This window comes from Burkholderia sp. RF2-non_BP3, assembly GCF_001522185.1.
Taxonomy (GTDB): Bacteria; Pseudomonadota; Gammaproteobacteria; order Burkholderiales; family Burkholderiaceae; genus Burkholderia; species Burkholderia diffusa.
In genome coordinates this window covers 39,876-56,870 of the sequence record NZ_LOSU01000023.1, presented here as the reverse complement: position 1 = coordinate 56,870, position 16,995 = coordinate 39,876, and the positions used below count along the sequence as shown (strand labels likewise).

Below are 16,995 nucleotides of genomic sequence, written 5' to 3'. Positions count from 1 at the left end.
TCTCGTGCAGCGAGTGCTAATTATATGGACGGGTTTTGACAAATTCAAGAAGGGGAGCCGGAGGTTTTTTCGTGCGGGGCGGAACGATGGAAAAACGGGGATTGATTGAAAAATTTCATTAAAAACAATCACATAAACATCGATCCCGCACGCCGGGCGCGGACGAGATACGGGATATCCCGACCCATGCCCCAATTGGACACGGGGCGAGCACCGAGTTCCCGCGGTCGTTCGGCATCGGATGAACAAGGCTGCGCGGACGTGCCAATGGCGCAAACCGCGGCCACGGGATCGTCACATGTCCGGACAGCCCGCGACCGGCTGAAACGTCCGGCCGTCGGTCTCGACCGTCGCGCCGAGCAGCCGCGCGAGGCCTTTCGCGCCTTCGCGCATCACGACGTCGTGATTCCACGCGAACAGCGGGCGCGCGATCGGCTCCAGCCAGTTCATCCAGCGCTCGCGCGTGCGGATGTGCCAGTCGTAGCGCACGACGGTGCGCGCGCCGTCGCCGGCGAACGACCAGCGGCCGTCGCCTTCGATCGCGCCGCTTGCGCGGCCTTCGAGCACATGCGGCCGCTCGACGCGCAGCACGCGCATGTCGAAGGTCAGCCGGTACGGCAACGCGCCTTTCCACGTGTATCGCTGCAGCGCGCCGACGCCGCCCGCGTCGCCGTGCTCGATCTCGACGGTCCGCACGGCGCTCTTCCACCAGTCCGGCCAGCGATCGACCTGGTAGATCGCGTCCCAGACAGCCGCGAGCGGCGCGTCCACGCGCCACGTCGTCGAAAACCGGTATTCCGCCATGCTGCCTCCGGCGCGAATCAGAATCGGGGTCAAAAGCGCGATCAGGGCGAGAAAAAACGGGCGGGAAACGCGACGTCGATCTCGACGTCGTCGAGCGTCACCGTTTCGAGCGGCGCGCCGTCGTCGTCCGCGAAGCTGACGACCTTCAGCGGAAAGCCGTCCTCGGTGTCCAGCCACAGACGATAGCGGTGCACGCCGTCGACCACGTGCGCGGGCGCGCCCGTCACCGATACGCGCAGCGTGGCGCGGCCGCCGAGGTTTTCCTTGCCTTCCGTCACGGTCGCGCCGCCCTGCTGCAGCGCATGCACGTTGTGCAGCAGCACGCCGACGTCCGAACGGTCGACGCGATGGCCGCTGCGGTCGCGCAGCAGCGGATTGGACGGCGACAGCGTCAGCGCCGGCAGCGCATGCTCGCCGAACGGACGCAGCCGCACCTTGCCGTTGCCCGGGTCGTACGCGAGCACCGCGCCGTGATGCGGCGACACGAAGTCCATCCGGACGAAACCGGGTTTCAGGTAGGCATAGTGGAATTCGGCATGCTCGCCGCTGCGCGCGGACGAGCGGATCGTCGCGCGGTACGAATGGACCTGGTCGAAATGCGTCTGCGCGATGGTCACGGGATCGGCTGTCATGCTCGCTCCTATCAGGCTCGCGGCCAGCAACGCGGCGATCACGGCGCCGCCTCGACGTCGAGCACGCCTTCCATTCCGCGCTCGCGGTGGCTGCGCAGGAACAGCAGCCGATGCGTGCAATAGTAGGCGAAGCGGCCGGGCGCCGTCGGCGTGAAGCGCAACGTGCGCGGCGTCGTGCCCAGCTCGGTATGCACCGCGATGCCGGCCTGCGGCGCGTCGATCTTGAAACTGTGCGGCACGACGCCCGGCTCGGACGAGACGGTGAGTTCGACCGGCACGTGCGCGCGGACGATCACGTGGCTCGGACGAAAGAAATAGCTGCCGCCGACGATCGCCACCCGCTGCACGCCGTCGGCGTCGACCGGCACGCGCACCGGCGCATCGCCGTCCGCCCGCGCGAGCCCGGCGCCCGCCACGAGCGCCACCGCCACCATCACCGCCTTCGTGTTCATCGCTGGCTCCCTGCCGATGTCGCGCGCGTCAGCCCTTCCACGCGTCGGTCGGTCCGCCGAGCGCGCCGCATGCTTCGATCGCGAGCTCGCGCAGCCGTCGTTCGTCGGCGTGTCCGGAGAGCGCATAACCCATGCCGCGATCGGACCAGAAGTACGTATCGCGGCCGCCGGCGGACATCGCCCGGGGCGCGAAGCGCCGCGCATCGTAGGCCGTCATGTAGAGCGTCACGCGCTTGCCGTCCGCGCGCTGGTACATCAGTTGCGCGGCCGGCCCCGCGTCGCCCGGCAGCAGCCGGCCGCCCAGCAACGCATAGCCGTATTCGTCGAGCGACGGCGCACGCACGGGCCGCCCGAGACGCGCGGACAGCCACGCGGCAAGGCGAGCCGGATCGCGTGCGTCGACCTCGACCGGATGCTCGCGATCGGCCGCGTACACGGCATACGCGACGTCCGCGCGCGCGGCGAAGGCCGGTTCGGCGCCGAAGGTCGTCCAGCCCGCGTGCAGCGCGACGCCGATCACCAGCCCGGCCGCCAGCCCCGCGAATGCATACGCGACGCCGCGCCAACGCGGCACGCGCCGCTGCACGAACAGCGCGGGTGCGGCGGCCGGCAGCGGGAACAGTGCTTGCAGCGCGTCGCGCTGCGCGCCGTAATGCGCGAACCGGTCGGCTTCGCGCGGATCGGACGCCAGCCGTTCGAGCACCTCGCGGCGCTCCTGCCCGGACAGCTCGCCGTCGAGCAGCGCCGACAGCAGTTGCGCCGACGCGTCGGCTCCGCCGTCCCGATCGTTCGAAGGTTTGCGCGGATCGTCGTCCATCATGTCTTCCCGATCACCCGTAACGCGGCCGCGCCGCGCGCCGGCGGCTCGCCGGACAGCAGCGCACGCATCTGTTCACGCGCCCGCGACAGCCGCGACATCACCGTCCCCACCGGCACGCCGAGCACCTGCGCGGCGTCGCGGTAACTCAATTCCTCGAGCGCGACCAGCAGCAGCACCTCGCGCTGCTCGACGGGCAGCCGGTACAGCGCGCGCTGCACGTCGCGCAACAGCAGGCCGCCGATCTCGTCGGTCGGCGCGGCCATCGTCTGCCATGGCGCGGTCGCATCGTCGACGGCGATCTCGTGCCGCGCGCGCAACTGGTCGATGAAGCGGTGGCGCAGCAGCGTCAGCAGCCACGCACGCAGGTTGCCGCCGTCGCGCGGCGGCCGGTTCAGCGCGCGCTCGAGCGTGTCCTGCACGAGATCGTCCGCCCAGGCCCGGTCGCCCGTCAGCGCGCGCGCATATCGCGTGAGATGCGGCAACCACACCAGCAGGTCCGATTCGTAGCTCATCCGGATGCCTCGCGCGTCGCCGCGCCGTCAGTCCGTCGGTCGGTGTTCAGGGACGCGCGACGTGCCACATGCCGCCGATTCCGTCGCCGCCCGCGTCGCCGGCCTTGCGGTCCATCTTCCAGCGATACAGCGGACGGCCGTGGTAAGCCCATTGCTTCTTGCCATCGTCGCGCGTGACGAGGCTCAGTGCACCCGACGCCTTGTCGTATCCGTCGGCGAGCGCCGGCGGCCAGTTGGCCGCGCAGGTGCCGGTGCAGGTGCTCTTGCCCGGCGCGTCGTGATCGAACACGTACAGCGTCATGTGATCTTCGTCGACCAGTTTCCCGTCACCGGCCTGCGGCGGCTCGGCGGCCGCGGGCCGCGCGATCGCGGCCGTCAGCGCGATGGCGAACAGCATCGTCTTCATTCCCGTTCTCCTTGGCATGGCGTCGCGGCACGATGCCGCCGAACGGGACGTCGACTTCGCGATGACCATTATCCCGCTGTCCGGCCGCGCCGAGACTCGGTATGTAAACGGACGAATCCGGCCAGTTATTCCATGCCGCCCCACGAAGCGGCGCCATTCCTCGCACGAAACACCTCGGGATCCCAAAGAAAAACGCGGCATGACATTGCTGTCATGCCGCGTCGTACGACCCGTTGCACGCGGCAGGCGATGGACCGCCGCCGCGCGTTCCGGCCGGTTACTTCGGCAATGCGCCAGTCACCGCCTGCAGCAGCGTCGACACCGGTGCGAGCGGGTTGTTCGCGGAGCCGTTGCCGGAGTGCGGCGTGACCGACAGGCTCGGCGTGGAACCCAGTGCCGTACCCAGCGTCGTGCCGACGGCGTTGACGACCGTTGCCGTCGCGTTGCCGGTCGTCGACACCAGCGAACCGGTCGCGCCCGCCGTGCTGCCGGCCGCGCTCGCGCCGGAGCCGAGCAGGCTGCCGCCCGCCGCAGCCGTCGAACCGGCGGCGCCCGACAGCGCGCCGGCCGCCTGCCCGAGGGCTGCCGGGCCGTTCGCGAGGGCGCCCGTCACCGAACCGAGCGCACCGGTCAGTGCGCCGGCCGGGTTGCTGCCGCCGGTCAGACCGCCGACGAGGTTCGTGATCGGCGCGATCGGGCTGCCGCCTGCGCCCGACAGCGTGCCGACGACCTGGTTCACGACGCCCTGCACCGGCGCCAGCGGATTCGTGCCGCCGAGGTTGCCGAGTGCGCCCGTTACCGAATTCACCGCGTTGCTCAGTGCGGCTGCCGGGTTGCCGCTGCCGAGCGTGCCGACCACCTGGTTCACGACGCCTTGCACCGGCGCCAGCGGATTCGTGCCGCCGAGGTTGCCCAGTGCGCCCGTTACCGAACTGACTGCGTTGCTCAGTGCGGCTGCCGGGTTACCGCTGCCGAGCGTGCCGACCACCTGGTTCACGACGCCTTGCACCGGGGCCAGCGGGTTCGTGCCGCCGAGATTGCCGAGCGTGCTCGTGACCGAACCGATCGCACCGGTCAGCGCGCCGGCCGCATTGCCACCCGTCGGCAGTGCGTTCTGGAGGCCGCTGACGAGGTTCGTGATCGGCGCGATCGGGCTGCCGCCGCCGGCGCCCGACAACGTGCCGACGACCTGGTTCACGACGCCCTGCACCGGCGCCAACGGATTCGTGCCGCCGAGGTTGCCGAGTGCGCCCGTCATCGAGTTCACGGCGTCCGTCAGTGCACTGGCCGGGTTGCCGTTGCCAAGCGTGCCGGCGAGTTGCGTGACGGCGCCTTGCACCGGTGCCAGCGGGCTCGATGCGCCACCGATGTTGCCGAGCGTCCCCGTGATCGTATTGACCGCATTGCTCAGCGCACCGGCAGGATTGCCGCTGCCCACCGTGCCCGTGACCTGGTCGACGACGTTCTGGATCGGTGTCAGCGGGTTCGTGCCGCCGACGTTGCCGAGTGCGCCAGTGACCGTGCCCAGCGCGCCGGTCAACGCACCTGCCGGGTTGCCGCCGCCGAGCGCGCCAGTCACTTGATTCACCACGCCCTGCACCGGCGCCAGCGGATTCGCGCCGCCCCCAACGTTACCCAGTGCACCCGTCACCGTGCCCAACGCACCGGTCAACGCACCTGCCGGGTTGCCGCTACCGAGCGCGCCCGTCACTTGATTGACGACGCCTTGAACCGGGGCCAGCGGGTTTGCACCACCGCCCACGTTACCCAGTGCACCCGTGACCGTGCCCAGCGCACCAGTCAACGCACCCGCCGGATTGCCACCGCCGAGCGCGCCCGTCACTTGATTGACCACGCCTTGAACCGGCGCCAGCGGGTTTGCACCGCCGCCCACGTTACCCAGTGCACCCGTCACCGTGCCCAGCGCGCCAGTCAACGCACCCGCCGGATTGCCACCGCCAAGCGCGCCCGTCACTTGATTGACGACGCCTTGAACCGGCGCCAGCGGGTTTGCACCGCCGCCGACGTTACCCAGCGCACCCGTGACCGTGCCCAACGCGCCGGTCAACGCACCTGCCGGATTGCCGCCGCCGAGCGCCCCCGTTACTTGATTGACGACGCCTTGAACCGGCGCCAGCGGGTTTGCGCCGCCACCGACGTTACCCAGCGCACCCGTCACCGTACCCAGCGCGCCAGTCAACGCACCCGCCGGATTGCCGCCGCCGAGCGCGCCCGTCACTTGATTGACCACGCCTTGAACCGGCGCCAGCGGGTTTGCACCGCCGCCGACGTTACCCAGCGCACCCGTGACCGTGCCCAACGCGCCGGTCAACGCACCTGCCGGATTGCCGCCGCCGAGCGCCCCCGTTACTTGATTGACGACGCCTTGAACCGGCGCCAGCGGGTTTGCGCCGCCACCGACGTTACCCAGCGCACCCGTCACCGTACCCAACGCGCCAGTCAACGCACCCGCCGGATTGCCGCCGCCGAGCGCGCCCGTCACTTGATTGACCACGCCTTGAACCGGCGCCAGCGGGTTTGCACCGCCGCCGACGTTACCCAGCGCACCCGTGACCGTACCCAATGCGCCGGTCAACGCACCTGCCGGATTGCCGCCGCCGAGCGCCCCCGTTACTTGATTGACGACGCCTTGAACCGGCGCCAGCGGATTCGCCCCACCGCCGACGTTGCCCAGCGCGCCCGTCACCGTACCAACCGCATTGCTCAACGTCCCCGTCGCCGTGCCCAGCGCGCCAGTCAACGCACCCGCCGGATTACCGCCACCAAGCGCCCCCGTCACCTGGTTCACCACGCCTTGCACCGGCGCGAGCGGCGTCACCGTGCCGCCAGCGCCGCCGAGCGCGCCTTGCAGCGCGTTCACCGCGCCCGACAAGGCTTGCGCCGGATTGCCGAGCGACGTCTGGATCGCGCCCGATCCGCCCGCCGCCACGGTGACCGAACCCAGCGGCGACGTGCCGGTCGCGGCCAGCCCGATCGAGACGCTGTTCGTCGGCGGATTCACGATTACCTGCGGAAGCGGCAGCGCATCGAGCGTCCCCGCGATAGCCGAACCGGAAGCCAGTACCCCGAACACCGTCGCGACCGACAGCGCCACACCCGTCAATTTAAGCTTTTGTCCCATCTTTACCCCATCTCGGTTGGCACTACGTTGATAAAGCATGGGGACGGATTGCACGAAGTGTGCCACCCGGTTAAAGCGAATTGATTCGTCGGCTCATTGCAAGCCAATAACGGTTTTATATGGATTTCAGGGCAAATAAGCGGATCGCACAGCCATAATCATCTGATGAATCAGGCGTCGGGCGCGCGGATGTAACGTAACGTTTGCGAGGCCCGAAGTAACGTGTTCCGGTACATTCCGTGCCACATCGGAACGTCCGGCACGAAAGCGCCGCCGGATTGCCCGGCCGAATCGCCTGTTTCGCATTTCATTTTCATGAAAATGCATTAATAAATCGCTTGTTTACCGATTTTCTTATTTGGCGATTTTCTTTCCGATCAATTACGCAGACAATTTCCATTCGCGCGACCGCGGATAATGCAGCGCGGATTACCAAATGAAAAAATGTGACGGCCGCACCGGGGCGGCCGTCACATCGAAACGCGCTCAGCCGAAGCGCGCGGGTCGGTATGGATGGGGATCGATGTAGGTCGGCTCGCCCGTCATCATCTCGGCGAGCAGACGCCCGGTCGCGGGGCCGAGCGTGAGCCCGTGGTGACAATGGCCGAACGCGAACCACAGATGACGATGGCGCGGCGCAGGCCCGATCACCGGACGCATGTCGGGCGTGCACGGTCGCATGCCGAGCCACGGCGCCGGATCGAGCCGCTCGCCGATGCCGAACGCGTCGCGCGCCAGCGGCTCGGCGCGCGCGAGCTGCACGCCGGTCGGCGGTGCGCCGCGCAACGCGATCTCGACACCGGTCGTGAGCCGCAGGCGGCCGCCCTCCATCGGCGCGACGACGAAACCCGCCTCGGTATCGCACACGGGCACGTTCAGCGGCGCGCGGGTCGGCCGGTAATGCATGTGATAGCCGCGCTTCGCGCGCAGCGGAATCCGGTAGCCGAGCGGCGCGAACACGTGATCGGACCACGGCCCGAGCGCGACCACGGCCGAGCGGGCCGCGATCGGCCCATGCTCGGTTTTGACCCGCCAGCCGTCGCTCACCTGCGCGAGCGTCGTCGCGTCGCCGTGCACGAACGTGCCGCCGTCGCGCTCGAACAGCCGCGCGTACGCCTTCGTGAGGCCCCCGGGGCTCGACACGGTCTTCGGGTCCTGCCAGTGGAATGCGCCGCAGAATGCGTCGCCGATGCCGGGCTCGCGTTCGCGCAACGCGCGCGCGTCGAGGACGCTCATCCGCAACCCGTGCGCGTCGGCCACCCGCTGCTGCGCGCGCGTTTCCGCGTCGAACAGCGCCGGCGAACGGAACGCCTCGATCCACCCGCCGTCATGCACGAGCGGCTGCGCGTCGGTGCGCGCGAGCAGCGCGTCGTGCTCGACGACGCTCGCCGCGACGAGCGGCAGCATGTCGCGCGCGGCGGCCGCGAGCCGCTGCGGCGACGATTCGCGCCAGAAGCGCGCGAGCCAGCCCGCATACGCGGGCAATGCCTTGTAATCCCAGTACAGATCAACCGAGCGGTTGCGCGCGTAGCGCAGCAGCGTGCCGAGACGGCGCGGGAACGCATACGGCACGACCGACGAGCGCTCGATCAGCCCGGCATTGCCGTGGCTCGTCTCCTCGCCGGGCGCGCGCCGGTCGACGAGCGCGACGCGCAGCCCGCGATCCTGCAGATGCAGCGCCGACGACACGCCGACGATGCCGGCCCCCAGAACGATGACGTCGAAATCCATGCTTCCCCGTACTGCGTCGAGATTCGGTGCGACGCGCGCCGGCACCGCGGCCGGCGCGCGGCCAGGCTTACTTCGCGACGATGTCGCGCTTGAAGTACTTCTGCGACAGCGCGCTCAGCGTGCCGTCCTTCTTCAGCGCGTCCAGCGCGCCGACGATCTTCGCCTGCAGCGCCTTGTCGCCCTTGCGCATCCCGAAGCCGGTGCCTTCGCCGAGCGTCGCGGGATCCTTCAGCGCGTCGCCGACGATTTGATAGTCGCGGCCGGCCGGCTTGTCGAGGAAACCGTCCTGCGCGGTCTGCGCCTCCTGCACGGCCGCGTCGAGACGCCCGGCAACGAGATCGGCATAAATCTGGTCCTGATCCTGGTACGACACGACGGCCACGCCCGCATTCGCCCAGTGCGCCTTCAGGAAATCCTCCTGCGACGAGCCCTGCAGCACGCCGACGTGCTTGCCGCGCAGGCTTGCGGCATCGGGCCGCAGCGGCGAACCGCGGTGCGCGACCATCACGATCGGCACCACGTAGATCGCCGGCGTGAAATCGATGCTCTGCTTGCGCTTCGCGGTGATGTTCATCGCCGAATTGATCGCGTCGAACTTGCGCGCCTGCAGCGCCGGGATCAGCCCGTCGAACGCATTCTCGACCCACACGCACTTCATGTTCAGCTTCGCGCACACCGCGTTGCCGATGTCGATGTCGAAACCCTGCAGCTGGCCGGCCGGCGTCTTGCTCTCGAACGGCGGATACGCGGCTTCGATCCCGAAGCGCAGCGTGGTCTGTTCCGCGTGGGCCGTGACGGCCGCGCACGCAAGCGCCGCGACGGCGCAGAGGGAAAGCTTCCAGTTCATGACGGATGTCCTTCGATTCCGGATTGAGGCGATGAAGACCGGTCATCGTGCGGCGGCACGCCGGTCTGCACGCGAAAATATAGACTCTTAGTCTACTATAGACTATAGGGGATACGATAATCCGACGCTCATGCAGTCCCTTGAGATGCAGTCGAGATTGCTCATCACCACTGATTTATCGATGTTTTTTCCGAGGAAATCAAATCCCCTCGTTCCTCAAAAGAAAAATCCACCCAACCTACTTTGTCTATATTAGACTTTTAGTCCACCACGAACACCGCCGGACGCGCTATGTCGAGACTGTCCTGTCCGGCCCCGACCGGAGAAGTCCCATGACGCAACCCGCCCCGACCCTGCCGCTGACCGTCGACGAAGCCGCGGTGCGCGCGGCGCTGCCGTCGCTCGACGTGCTCGGCACGCTGCGCCGCATGTTCGCGTCGCTCGCGTCGGCCCGCGCGGTGCAGCCGCCGCAGACGCTCACGCTGTTCCCGGAGCAGGCCGGCGATTTCATCACGTATCTCGGCGCGCTCGCCGACGAGCAGGTGTTCGGCGCGAAGCTGTCGCCGTACGTCGCGACCGGCGGCAAACCCGACGGGAGACCGATCGTCACCGCATGGACCGCGCTGATGTCGATGCGCACCGGCCAGCCGCTGATGTGGTGCGACGCGGGGCTGCTGACGGTCGAGCGCACGGCCGGCACGACGGCGCTCGCGGTCGACTGCCTCGCGCCGCGCGACGCGCGCCGCCTCGCCGTGATCGGCACGGGCGCGGTCGGCCTCGCGCATCTGCGCCACACCGCGGCATTGCGCGACTGGGCATCGATCAGCGTTCATTCGCCCGCGCTCGCCGGCGACCCGGCGCTGCAGGCGACGCTCGCGCGGATCGATCCGCGGGCCCGTGCGGCCGCCAGCGTCGAGGCGTGCGTGCGCGACGCGGACGTCGTGATGCTGTGCACGTCGTCGGGCACGCCGGTGCTCGCCGACGGCATGCTCACGCGCCCCGCGCTCGTCACGTCGATCAGCACCAACGTCGCGCGCGCGCACGAAATCCCGCCCGCGTGGCTGCCCGACATGGACGTGTATTGCGACTACCGGCACACGACGCCCGCGAGCGCGGGCGAGATGCAGATCGCGGCGGCCGGGCACGGCTGGACGCCCGAGCGGATCGTCGGCGACCTGCCCGCGCTCGTCGCCGGCACCTGCGCGGCGCCGTCGCGCACGCGTCATGCATTCTTCCGCTCGATCGGCCTCGGGCTCGAGGACATCGCGATCGCCCATGCGCTGTACACGCATCTGACGCGCGCATGAGCGGCGCGCGCACGCGGGGCCGATACAATGGCGCAACCGCCGCGGCGGCAGCGCGCGGGCGCACGGAGCAGCCGGTCGACGGCACGCCGGCGCGCCGCGCCGATGCACCGCCCGGCCCCCGCTCACCCGAGATGGCGATTCCGATGCGCAAGAAGCAATCCCCCGTCAAAGACCTGCTGCTCACCCGCTATGCGCCGATCGCCGACGGCATCGCGGCGCTGTTCTTCCCGTATGCGGAAGTCGTGATCCACGACCTGCACGACCAGACCGTGCTGTATCTCGCGAACAACCTGTCGAAGCGCGAGGTCGGCGACGACTCCGCACTCGAGGAAATCGATCATTCGGCGCGCGAGCGCGTGATCGGTCCGTACGAAAAGCTGAACTGGGACGGCCGGCGGATGCGTTGCGTGAGCAACGTGCTGTTCGACGACGAAGGCCGCCCGGCCGGGATGATGTGCATCAACTTCAACATCGCGGTGTTCGACGACGTCCGCGCGACGCTCGACGTGTTCATCAAGGGCGCGGGCATCGTCGCGCAACCGGACGAGCTGTTCCGCGACGACTGGCAGGAACGCATCAACACGTTCCTGCACGGCTGGCTGCGCGAGCGGCAGGTCGGCTTGAACGGGCTCACGCGCGAGCACCGGCGCGAGCTCGTCGAGGCGCTGTACGCGGAAGGCGCGTTCCGCGGCAAGAGCGCCGCGAACTACGTCGCCAACGTGCTCGGGATGGGGCGTGCGACCGTCTACAAGCACCTGAAGCATCTGAAGGAAACGCAGGGCGACGTGTAAGCGGCGCGCGCAGCGGGCGGCGCCCCGACTGGGATCGACAATCGCTACCGGTACACCCGGTCCGTGACTATGCTTCGTGAAGCATCCGGGCCGCGCCGTTCGGCCCGGGCGAGACCCAGACGAAGCATCGAAGCATAAAGTGATATAGTCCCGGTTACATTTATTCGCCGCCCCGGACCGCTCATGACGACCACCCCTGCCCCGACTGCCCGCCCGATCCTGACCGTCGAAATCTGGTCCGACCTGATCTGCCCATGGTGCTGGATCGGCAAGCGCCGCTTCGACGAGGCGCTCGCCGCGTTCGCGCACGCCGAGCACGTCGACGTCGCGCTGCGCGCGTACCGGCTGATGCCGGGCCAGCCGGTCGAACCGGTCGAGGCGATGCTCGCGGGCAAGTACCGGATGTCGCCCGCGCAGGTCGACCAGATGCTGCGCCAGGTGACCGATGCGGCCGCGAGCGTCGGGCTGAGCTACGACCTGCCCGGCACGTTCGTCGGCGACACGCTCGACGGTCACCGGCTCGTGAAGCTCGCGGAGGCGACCGGCCGTGCGCATGCGCTGACCGAGCGGCTGTACCGCGCGTATTTCTGCGAGCACGGCTCGCTGTTCGACCACGCGTCGCTGATCGACTTCGCGGTCGAAGCGGGGCTCGAGCGCTCGGCCGTCGAAGCCGTGCTGCGCAGCGACGCGTACCGTGACGAAGTCGAGGCCGACATCGCGCGCGCGGCGCAGATCGGCGGACGCGGCGTGCCGCTGTTCGTGTTCGGCGGCCGCTACGCGGTATCGGGCGCCCAGCCGGCCGACGTGTTCGCGCAGGCGCTCGAGCAGGCGTGGCGCGACGGCGCCATCGTCGAATTCGCCGGCGACGCCGCCGCCGCGTGCGGCCCCGACGGCTGCGAACTGCCGCCGCGCGGATAACCTCCGGCGCCGCGCGACGCGCGCCGCCGCTACGCGTCGCTCCTGCCATAAACCGGCAGGAAGCGCGCGCGAATGACGTCTACAATGCAGCCTTTCAAATAACTATCAGAGAGAAGGCGGCCAGCCCATGACCCACGGGATCCACGGCGAGAAGCGCTGGTACGCGCTGATCGTCCTCTGCCTCGGCGTGCTGATGATCGTGCTCGACAGCACGATCGTGAACGTTGCGCTACCGTCGATCAGCACCGACCTCCATTTCACCGAGACGGCCCTCGTGTGGGTCGTCAACGCGTACCTGTTGACGTTCGGCGGCTGCCTGCTGCTCGGCGGCCGGCTCGGCGACCTGTACGGCCAGCGGCGCATGTTCCTCGCCGGCCTCGTCGTGTTCACGCTCGCATCGCTCGCCTGCGGCCTCGCGCAATCGCAGGCGATGCTGATCGCCGCGCGCGCGGTGCAGGGTTTCGGCGGCGCGATCGTGTCGGCCGTGTCGCTGTCGCTGATCATGAATCTCTTCACCGAACCGGGCGAACGGGCCCGCGCGATGGGCGTCTACGGCTTCGTCTGCGCGGGCGGCGGCAGCATCGGCGTGCTGCTCGGCGGGCTCTTGACGAGCACGCTGTCGTGGCACTGGATCTTCCTCGTCAACCTGCCGATCGGCATCGCGGTCTATGCGATGTGCGTCGCGCTACTGCCGCGCATGCGCGCGCCGGCCGGCGCCGCGCGGCTCGACGTGGCGGGTGCGATCACCGTGACCGCGTCGCTGATGCTCGCCGTCTACGGGATCGTCGGCGGCAACGAGGCCGGCTGGCTGTCGACGCAGACCATCGCGCTGATCGGCGCGGCCGTCGTGCTGCTCGCGCTGTTCATCGCGATCGAGGCGCGCGTCGCGCATCCGCTGATGCCGCTCACGCTGTTCGCCGCGCGCAACGTCGCGCTCGCGAACGTGATCGGCGTGCTGTGGGCGGCGGCCATGTTCGCGTGGTTTTTCCTGTCCGCGCTCTACATGCAGCGCGTGCTCGGCTACGGGCCGCTGCAGGTCGGGCTCGCGTTCCTGCCGGCGAACCTGATCATGGCCGCGTTCTCGCTCGGGCTGTCGGCGCGGATCGTGATGCGCTTCGGCATCCGCGGCCCGATCGCGGCCGGCCTGCTGATCGCGGCGTGCGGCCTTGCGCTGTTCTCCCGCGCGCCGGCGGACGGCAGCTTCATCTGGCACGTGCTGCCGGGCATGACGTTGCTCGGCATCGGCGCCGGCGTCGCGTTCAATCCGGTGCTGCTCGCCGCGATGAGCGACGTCGATCCGGCCGATTCGGGGCTTGCGTCGGGCATCGTCAACACCGCGTTCATGATGGGCGGCGCACTCGGCCTCGCCGTGCTCGCGAGCCTCGCGGCCGCGCGCACCGATGCGCTCGCGGCGGCGCACGCCACGCCGCTCGACGCGCTGAACGGCGGCTACCACGCCGCGTTCGCGGTCGGCGCGGCTTGTGCGGCCGCGGCCGGGCTGCTCGGCCTCGCGCTGCGCATCCGCCGCCAGGACGCCGTTGCCGGCGTCGGTCCCGCGATGCATTGACGGCCGTCCGTACCTGAACCGGGGACGCGCGTCGCCCCCGTCATGCCCGATGGCAAACCATCGGCGAAACACCCGCCGACGCCGGCGCACGGCCGCGTCAGGCCCGGCCCCATTCAAACGACCGTTTCACCGGCCACCCACGGCCCGTCCAGCGGGCCTTCCGCGCCGATTTTTAACGTAGTCGTACACCGACGCGCCACTTTTGCGACAATGGCGGACTTTGATGCGCGCGCCGCGGCCGCGCGCCGCCGCCGAACGCCGCATAACCGCCTGCTTCCGATGTCGCTTCCCCATATCGATCTGCTGTACTCCCTGTCCGGCCTGTTCGTCGGCATTCTCGTCGGCCTGACGGGCGTCGGCGGCGGTTCGCTGATGACGCCGATCCTCGTGCTGCTGTTCGGCATCCACCCCGCGACGGCGGTCGGCACCGACCTGCTGTACGCGGCCGCGACCAAGGCCACCGGCACGCTCGTCCACGGGCTGAAGGGGTCGATCGACTGGCGCATCACCGGCCGGCTCGCGGCCGGCAGCGTCCCGGCCGCGGCCGTCACGCTGTGGGTGCTGCACACGCACGGGATGAATTCGCCCGGCACCGCGCGGCTGATCCAGCTGGTGCTCGGCGTCGCGCTGCTGCTCACGTCGCTCGCGCTGATCTTCCGTCCGCAATTGACCGCACTCGCCGCGCGCAACCCGCTCGCACCGAGCCCCATGCGCACGCTGGGGTCGACCGTGCTGACGGGCGCCGTGCTCGGCGCGCTCGTGTCGATGACCTCGGTCGGCGCCGGCGCGATCGGCGTCACCGTGCTGTTGCTGCTGTACCCGATGCTCGCGACCACGCGCATCGTCGGCTCCGACATCGCGCACGCGGTGCCGCTCACGCTCGTCGCGGGCATGGGCCACTGGCTGCTCGGCTCGGTCGACTGGTCGATGCTGCTGTCGCTGTTGCTCGGCTCGCTGCCCGGCATCGTGCTCGGCAGCCTGCTGTCGGCACGCGCGCCCGAACGGCTGCTCCGCAACCTGCTCGCCGCGACGCTCGTCGCGGTCGGCGTGCGGCTCGTGCTCGCGTAGGTCGCGCCGCCGGGCGCCGCCTCGGCCGCCGGCACCGCCATCCTCCGAAAAAAACAGCCCGACCGGCCTGCGCCGATCGGGCTGTCGTCCATCCGGGGCCTCGCGAACCCGCACCGCCCGGCGCAAGGCCGGACCGTGCGGGCCGCAACGCGATGCTTACTGCCCCTGCTGCTTCAACTGTTGCTGCTTGAGCTGCTGCGTGCGCGCCTGCAGCTTCAGCACGCGCTGCAGCGCGGTACGGTTCGCGAGGATCCCGTCGTAGAAGTTGGCGAGGTCGCCCTTCAGCGCGGTCCGCGACGCGTCGTTCAGGTAGATCATGTGGCCCGACGGGTAGTTCTTGATCGTCAGGTTCTGCGCCTTGAGCGTCGGATCGAGCGCCATCTGCGCGAGCGTCAGCTCGGTCTGGTGGAACGGCGTGACCGCATCGAAATACCCGTTCGCCGACAGCACCTTCAGGTCCGGGTTCACGCTCATCGTCGCCGCCAGGTCGCCGGCCGTATACAGCGTATTGCCGCCGCCCTTGTTCGCGCCGGTCGGGTCGGTGTGGCTGAAGTCCCAGTTGTTGAAGACCTGGTCGTTCAGGTCCACGAACGACGACGTCGACGTGTACTTGAGGTCGGTGTTGATGTAGCTGTTCCACAGCACCGTGTACGCGCCGCCGACGTTCGTGATCGACGGATCGTTGCTGCCCGAGTTCGGCAGGATGTACGGCGCGATGCCCTTGCCCGTGAAGTTCGCGCGACCGTCGTACTGGCCGATCTGCGTGCCCGGCACGAGCGTCAGGAAGAACGTGTACGGCGGGTTGTCGTCCGACGACGGCACATTGCCGAGCGCGGCCGGGTTGCCGAACGTCTGGATCAGCGACGTCGGATCCGTGCCGATGTACGAGCCCATCTGCTGCGCGGTCTGCAGATTCAGGTTCAGCCGCACGTTCACGAAGCCGCCGTCCTGCGGATTCGGCTTCTGCGCGAGCGGCGCGAGCGTGTTGTCCGCGTAGTTGCGGGCCTGCACCATGTACGCGTCGAGATCGGTCGGCGTCGGGTTGAGCGTCGTCTTCTTCCAGTAGAACGCGTCGGCCGCGAGCGTCGGGAAGGTGCCCGGCGCGGACAGCGCGTTCGCATAGTCGAGAATCGACGATTGCAGCGTGATCCCGTTCAGGTCGATGCCGTCCTCGTGCAGCACCCACGACACGACCGCGCTACGCGCCGTGCCGTACGACTCGCCATACAGGAACTTCGGCGAGTTCCAGCGCGAGTACTTGGTCAGGTAGCGCTGGATGAAGCGATCGATCGAATGCGCGTCCTGGTCGGTGCCCCAGAAGTCCTTGTTCTTCGCCGGGGCGATCGCCGCCGAGTAGCCGGTGCCGACCGGATTGATGAACACGAGGTCGGTGCGGTCGAGCAGGCTGTCCGGGTTGTCGAGCAGCTTGTACGGGGCCGGCGGCGTGAAGTTCGGGAACGACGACTGCAGGCGCTTCGGCCCGTACGAGCCGAGCAGCAGGTAGACCGACGACGACCCGGGGCCGCCGTTGTAGAAGAACGTGACCGGGCGCGGCTTCGACGGGTCCGGGTTGTCCTGCGTGTACGCGACGTAGAACATCTTCGCGTTCGGCGCCGACGTGATCGGATCGATGGTGGTCAGGTGGCCCGTGGTGGCCGTGTACTGGACGGTCTTGCCGCCGATCGTGACCTGGCGGTGCACGACCGCGGCCCCTTCGGTCGAATCCGTGACCGCGTCGTTCGGCCCGGTGCCGTACACGTCGTTGTCGACGTACGGCTGGTCGGCCGGGACGGCGGCCGTGGCATTGGTGGTGGCCGCCGTGCTGCCGTTCGACGTCGTCGCGGCCGCCGCGGTGGCGGCGGTCGGGCCGGACCCGTCGTCGCCGCCGCACCCCGTGACGAGCAGCGCCGCCGCGGCTGCGGCGAGCGGCAGGCGCAGTGTCGTTCCAAATAGCGCGAAACCGTCTTTCAAGGACTTCAGTGTCGTCATTATTGCCTC

General features: G+C 69.1%; 15 protein-coding genes. 5 read left to right on the top strand and 10 right to left on the bottom strand.

The genetic code is table 11. From position 1 onward, the window contains the following. Positions 1-294 precede the first annotated feature (294 nt). From WS45_RS08360 to WS45_RS08320, 9 genes are all read right to left on the bottom strand, one after another. A complete protein-coding gene (locus WS45_RS08360; RefSeq protein ID WP_059530407.1) occupies positions 295-804 on the bottom strand; it encodes an SRPBCC family protein in 510 nt (169 codons plus the stop codon). A 41-nt stretch (positions 805-845) separates the two neighbouring features. Beyond that, a complete protein-coding gene (locus WS45_RS08355; RefSeq protein WP_059690726.1) occupies positions 846-1,478 on the bottom strand; it encodes a LolA family protein in 633 nt (210 codons plus the stop codon). Further along, on the bottom strand, positions 1,475-1,888 hold the full coding sequence (locus WS45_RS08350) for a hypothetical protein (RefSeq protein ID WP_059699359.1): 414 nt from the start codon (positions 1,886-1,888) through the stop codon (positions 1,475-1,477). Before WS45_RS08350 ends, WS45_RS08355 begins: the two co-directional genes overlap by 4 nt. A gap of 28 nt (positions 1,889-1,916) precedes the next feature. After that, on the bottom strand, positions 1,917-2,705 hold the full coding sequence (locus WS45_RS08345) for an anti-sigma factor family protein (RefSeq protein ID WP_059690724.1): 789 nt from the start codon (positions 2,703-2,705) through the stop codon (positions 1,917-1,919). After that, the gene (locus WS45_RS08340) at positions 2,705-3,220 is read right to left on the bottom strand and encodes a sigma-70 family RNA polymerase sigma factor (protein ID WP_059507036.1); all 516 of its coding nucleotides are present in this window, start codon (positions 3,218-3,220) and stop codon (positions 2,705-2,707) included. Before WS45_RS08340 ends, WS45_RS08345 begins: the two co-directional genes overlap by 1 nt. A 46-nt stretch (positions 3,221-3,266) precedes the next feature. Further along, a complete protein-coding gene (locus tag WS45_RS08335) occupies positions 3,267-3,626 on the bottom strand; it encodes a COG4315 family predicted lipoprotein (RefSeq protein ID WP_059530421.1) in 360 nt (119 codons plus the stop codon). Between the two features lie 277 nt (positions 3,627-3,903). After that, entirely contained in the window at positions 3,904-6,768 is a 2,865-nt protein-coding gene (locus WS45_RS08330; RefSeq protein ID WP_059699356.1) for a beta strand repeat-containing protein, read from the bottom strand. A 486-nt stretch (positions 6,769-7,254) separates the two neighbouring features. Beyond that, positions 7,255-8,499 (bottom strand): NAD(P)/FAD-dependent oxidoreductase, encoded by a 1,245-nt coding sequence (locus WS45_RS08325; protein ID WP_059699354.1) that lies wholly within the window; start codon positions 8,497-8,499, stop codon positions 7,255-7,257. A 67-nt stretch (positions 8,500-8,566) separates the two neighbouring features. Continuing rightward, positions 8,567-9,346 carry an ABC transporter substrate-binding protein gene (locus tag WS45_RS08320; protein WP_059699352.1) on the bottom strand — a complete coding sequence of 260 codons (780 nt, stop codon included), beginning with the start codon at positions 9,344-9,346 and terminating at the stop codon, positions 8,567-8,569. A 332-nt stretch (positions 9,347-9,678) separates the two neighbouring features. On the opposite strand from WS45_RS08320, the gene WS45_RS08315 reads away from it, so the two are divergent. The 5 genes from WS45_RS08315 to WS45_RS08295 all read left to right on the top strand — a co-directional run bounded on the left by WS45_RS08315 (position 9,679) and on the right by WS45_RS08295 (position 14,997). After that, positions 9,679-10,653 (top strand): ornithine cyclodeaminase family protein, encoded by a 975-nt coding sequence (locus tag WS45_RS08315; protein WP_059690721.1) that lies wholly within the window; start codon positions 9,679-9,681, stop codon positions 10,651-10,653. After that, on the top strand, positions 10,650-11,444 hold the full coding sequence (locus WS45_RS08310) for a helix-turn-helix transcriptional regulator (protein WP_059530436.1): 795 nt from the start codon (positions 10,650-10,652) through the stop codon (positions 11,442-11,444). Before WS45_RS08315 ends, WS45_RS08310 begins: the two co-directional genes overlap by 4 nt. Positions 11,445-11,627: 183 nt before the next feature. Further along, positions 11,628-12,362: a DsbA family oxidoreductase gene (locus tag WS45_RS08305; protein WP_059699350.1), complete on the top strand. Its 735-nt coding sequence runs from the start codon at positions 11,628-11,630 to the stop codon at positions 12,360-12,362. 127 nt (positions 12,363-12,489) lie between these two features. After that, positions 12,490-13,929 carry a DHA2 family efflux MFS transporter permease subunit gene (locus WS45_RS08300; RefSeq protein WP_059699346.1) on the top strand — a complete coding sequence of 480 codons (1,440 nt, stop codon included), beginning with the start codon at positions 12,490-12,492 and terminating at the stop codon, positions 13,927-13,929. 279 nt (positions 13,930-14,208) lie between these two features. Then, positions 14,209-14,997: a sulfite exporter TauE/SafE family protein gene (locus tag WS45_RS08295; RefSeq protein WP_059530551.1), complete on the top strand. Its 789-nt coding sequence runs from the start codon at positions 14,209-14,211 to the stop codon at positions 14,995-14,997. A 156-nt stretch (positions 14,998-15,153) separates the two neighbouring features. Here the strand turns inward: WS45_RS08295 and WS45_RS08290 are convergent, their stop codons facing one another. Next, positions 15,154-16,986 carry a S10 family peptidase gene (locus WS45_RS08290; protein WP_059699344.1) on the bottom strand — a complete coding sequence of 611 codons (1,833 nt, stop codon included), beginning with the start codon at positions 16,984-16,986 and terminating at the stop codon, positions 15,154-15,156. Between the last annotated feature and the right edge of the window lie 9 nt (positions 16,987-16,995).

Coding starts and splice junctions, on each gene's coding strand:
- WS45_RS08290 (WP_059699344.1), bottom strand. CDS start 16,986: ATGACGACACTGAAGTCCTTGAAAGACGGTTTCGCGCTATTTGGAACG.
- WS45_RS08310 (WP_059530436.1), top strand. CDS start 10,650: ATGAGCGGCGCGCGCACGCGGGGCCGATACAATGGCGCAACCGCCGCG.
- WS45_RS08360 (WP_059530407.1), bottom strand. CDS start 804: ATGGCGGAATACCGGTTTTCGACGACGTGGCGCGTGGACGCGCCGCTC.
- WS45_RS08330 (WP_059699356.1), bottom strand. CDS start 6,768: ATGGGACAAAAGCTTAAATTGACGGGTGTGGCGCTGTCGGTCGCGACG.
- WS45_RS08325 (WP_059699354.1), bottom strand. CDS start 8,499: ATGGATTTCGACGTCATCGTTCTGGGGGCCGGCATCGTCGGCGTGTCG.
- WS45_RS08305 (WP_059699350.1), top strand. CDS start 11,628: ATGACGACCACCCCTGCCCCGACTGCCCGCCCGATCCTGACCGTCGAA.
- WS45_RS08320 (WP_059699352.1), bottom strand. CDS start 9,346: ATGAACTGGAAGCTTTCCCTCTGCGCCGTCGCGGCGCTTGCGTGCGCG.
- WS45_RS08350 (WP_059699359.1), bottom strand. CDS start 1,888: ATGAACACGAAGGCGGTGATGGTGGCGGTGGCGCTCGTGGCGGGCGCC.
- WS45_RS08315 (WP_059690721.1), top strand. CDS start 9,679: ATGACGCAACCCGCCCCGACCCTGCCGCTGACCGTCGACGAAGCCGCG.
- WS45_RS08340 (WP_059507036.1), bottom strand. CDS start 3,220: ATGAGCTACGAATCGGACCTGCTGGTGTGGTTGCCGCATCTCACGCGA.
- WS45_RS08300 (WP_059699346.1), top strand. CDS start 12,490: ATGACCCACGGGATCCACGGCGAGAAGCGCTGGTACGCGCTGATCGTC.
- WS45_RS08345 (WP_059690724.1), bottom strand. CDS start 2,705: ATGGACGACGATCCGCGCAAACCTTCGAACGATCGGGACGGCGGAGCC.
- WS45_RS08295 (WP_059530551.1), top strand. CDS start 14,209: ATGTCGCTTCCCCATATCGATCTGCTGTACTCCCTGTCCGGCCTGTTC.
- WS45_RS08335 (WP_059530421.1), bottom strand. CDS start 3,626: ATGAAGACGATGCTGTTCGCCATCGCGCTGACGGCCGCGATCGCGCGG.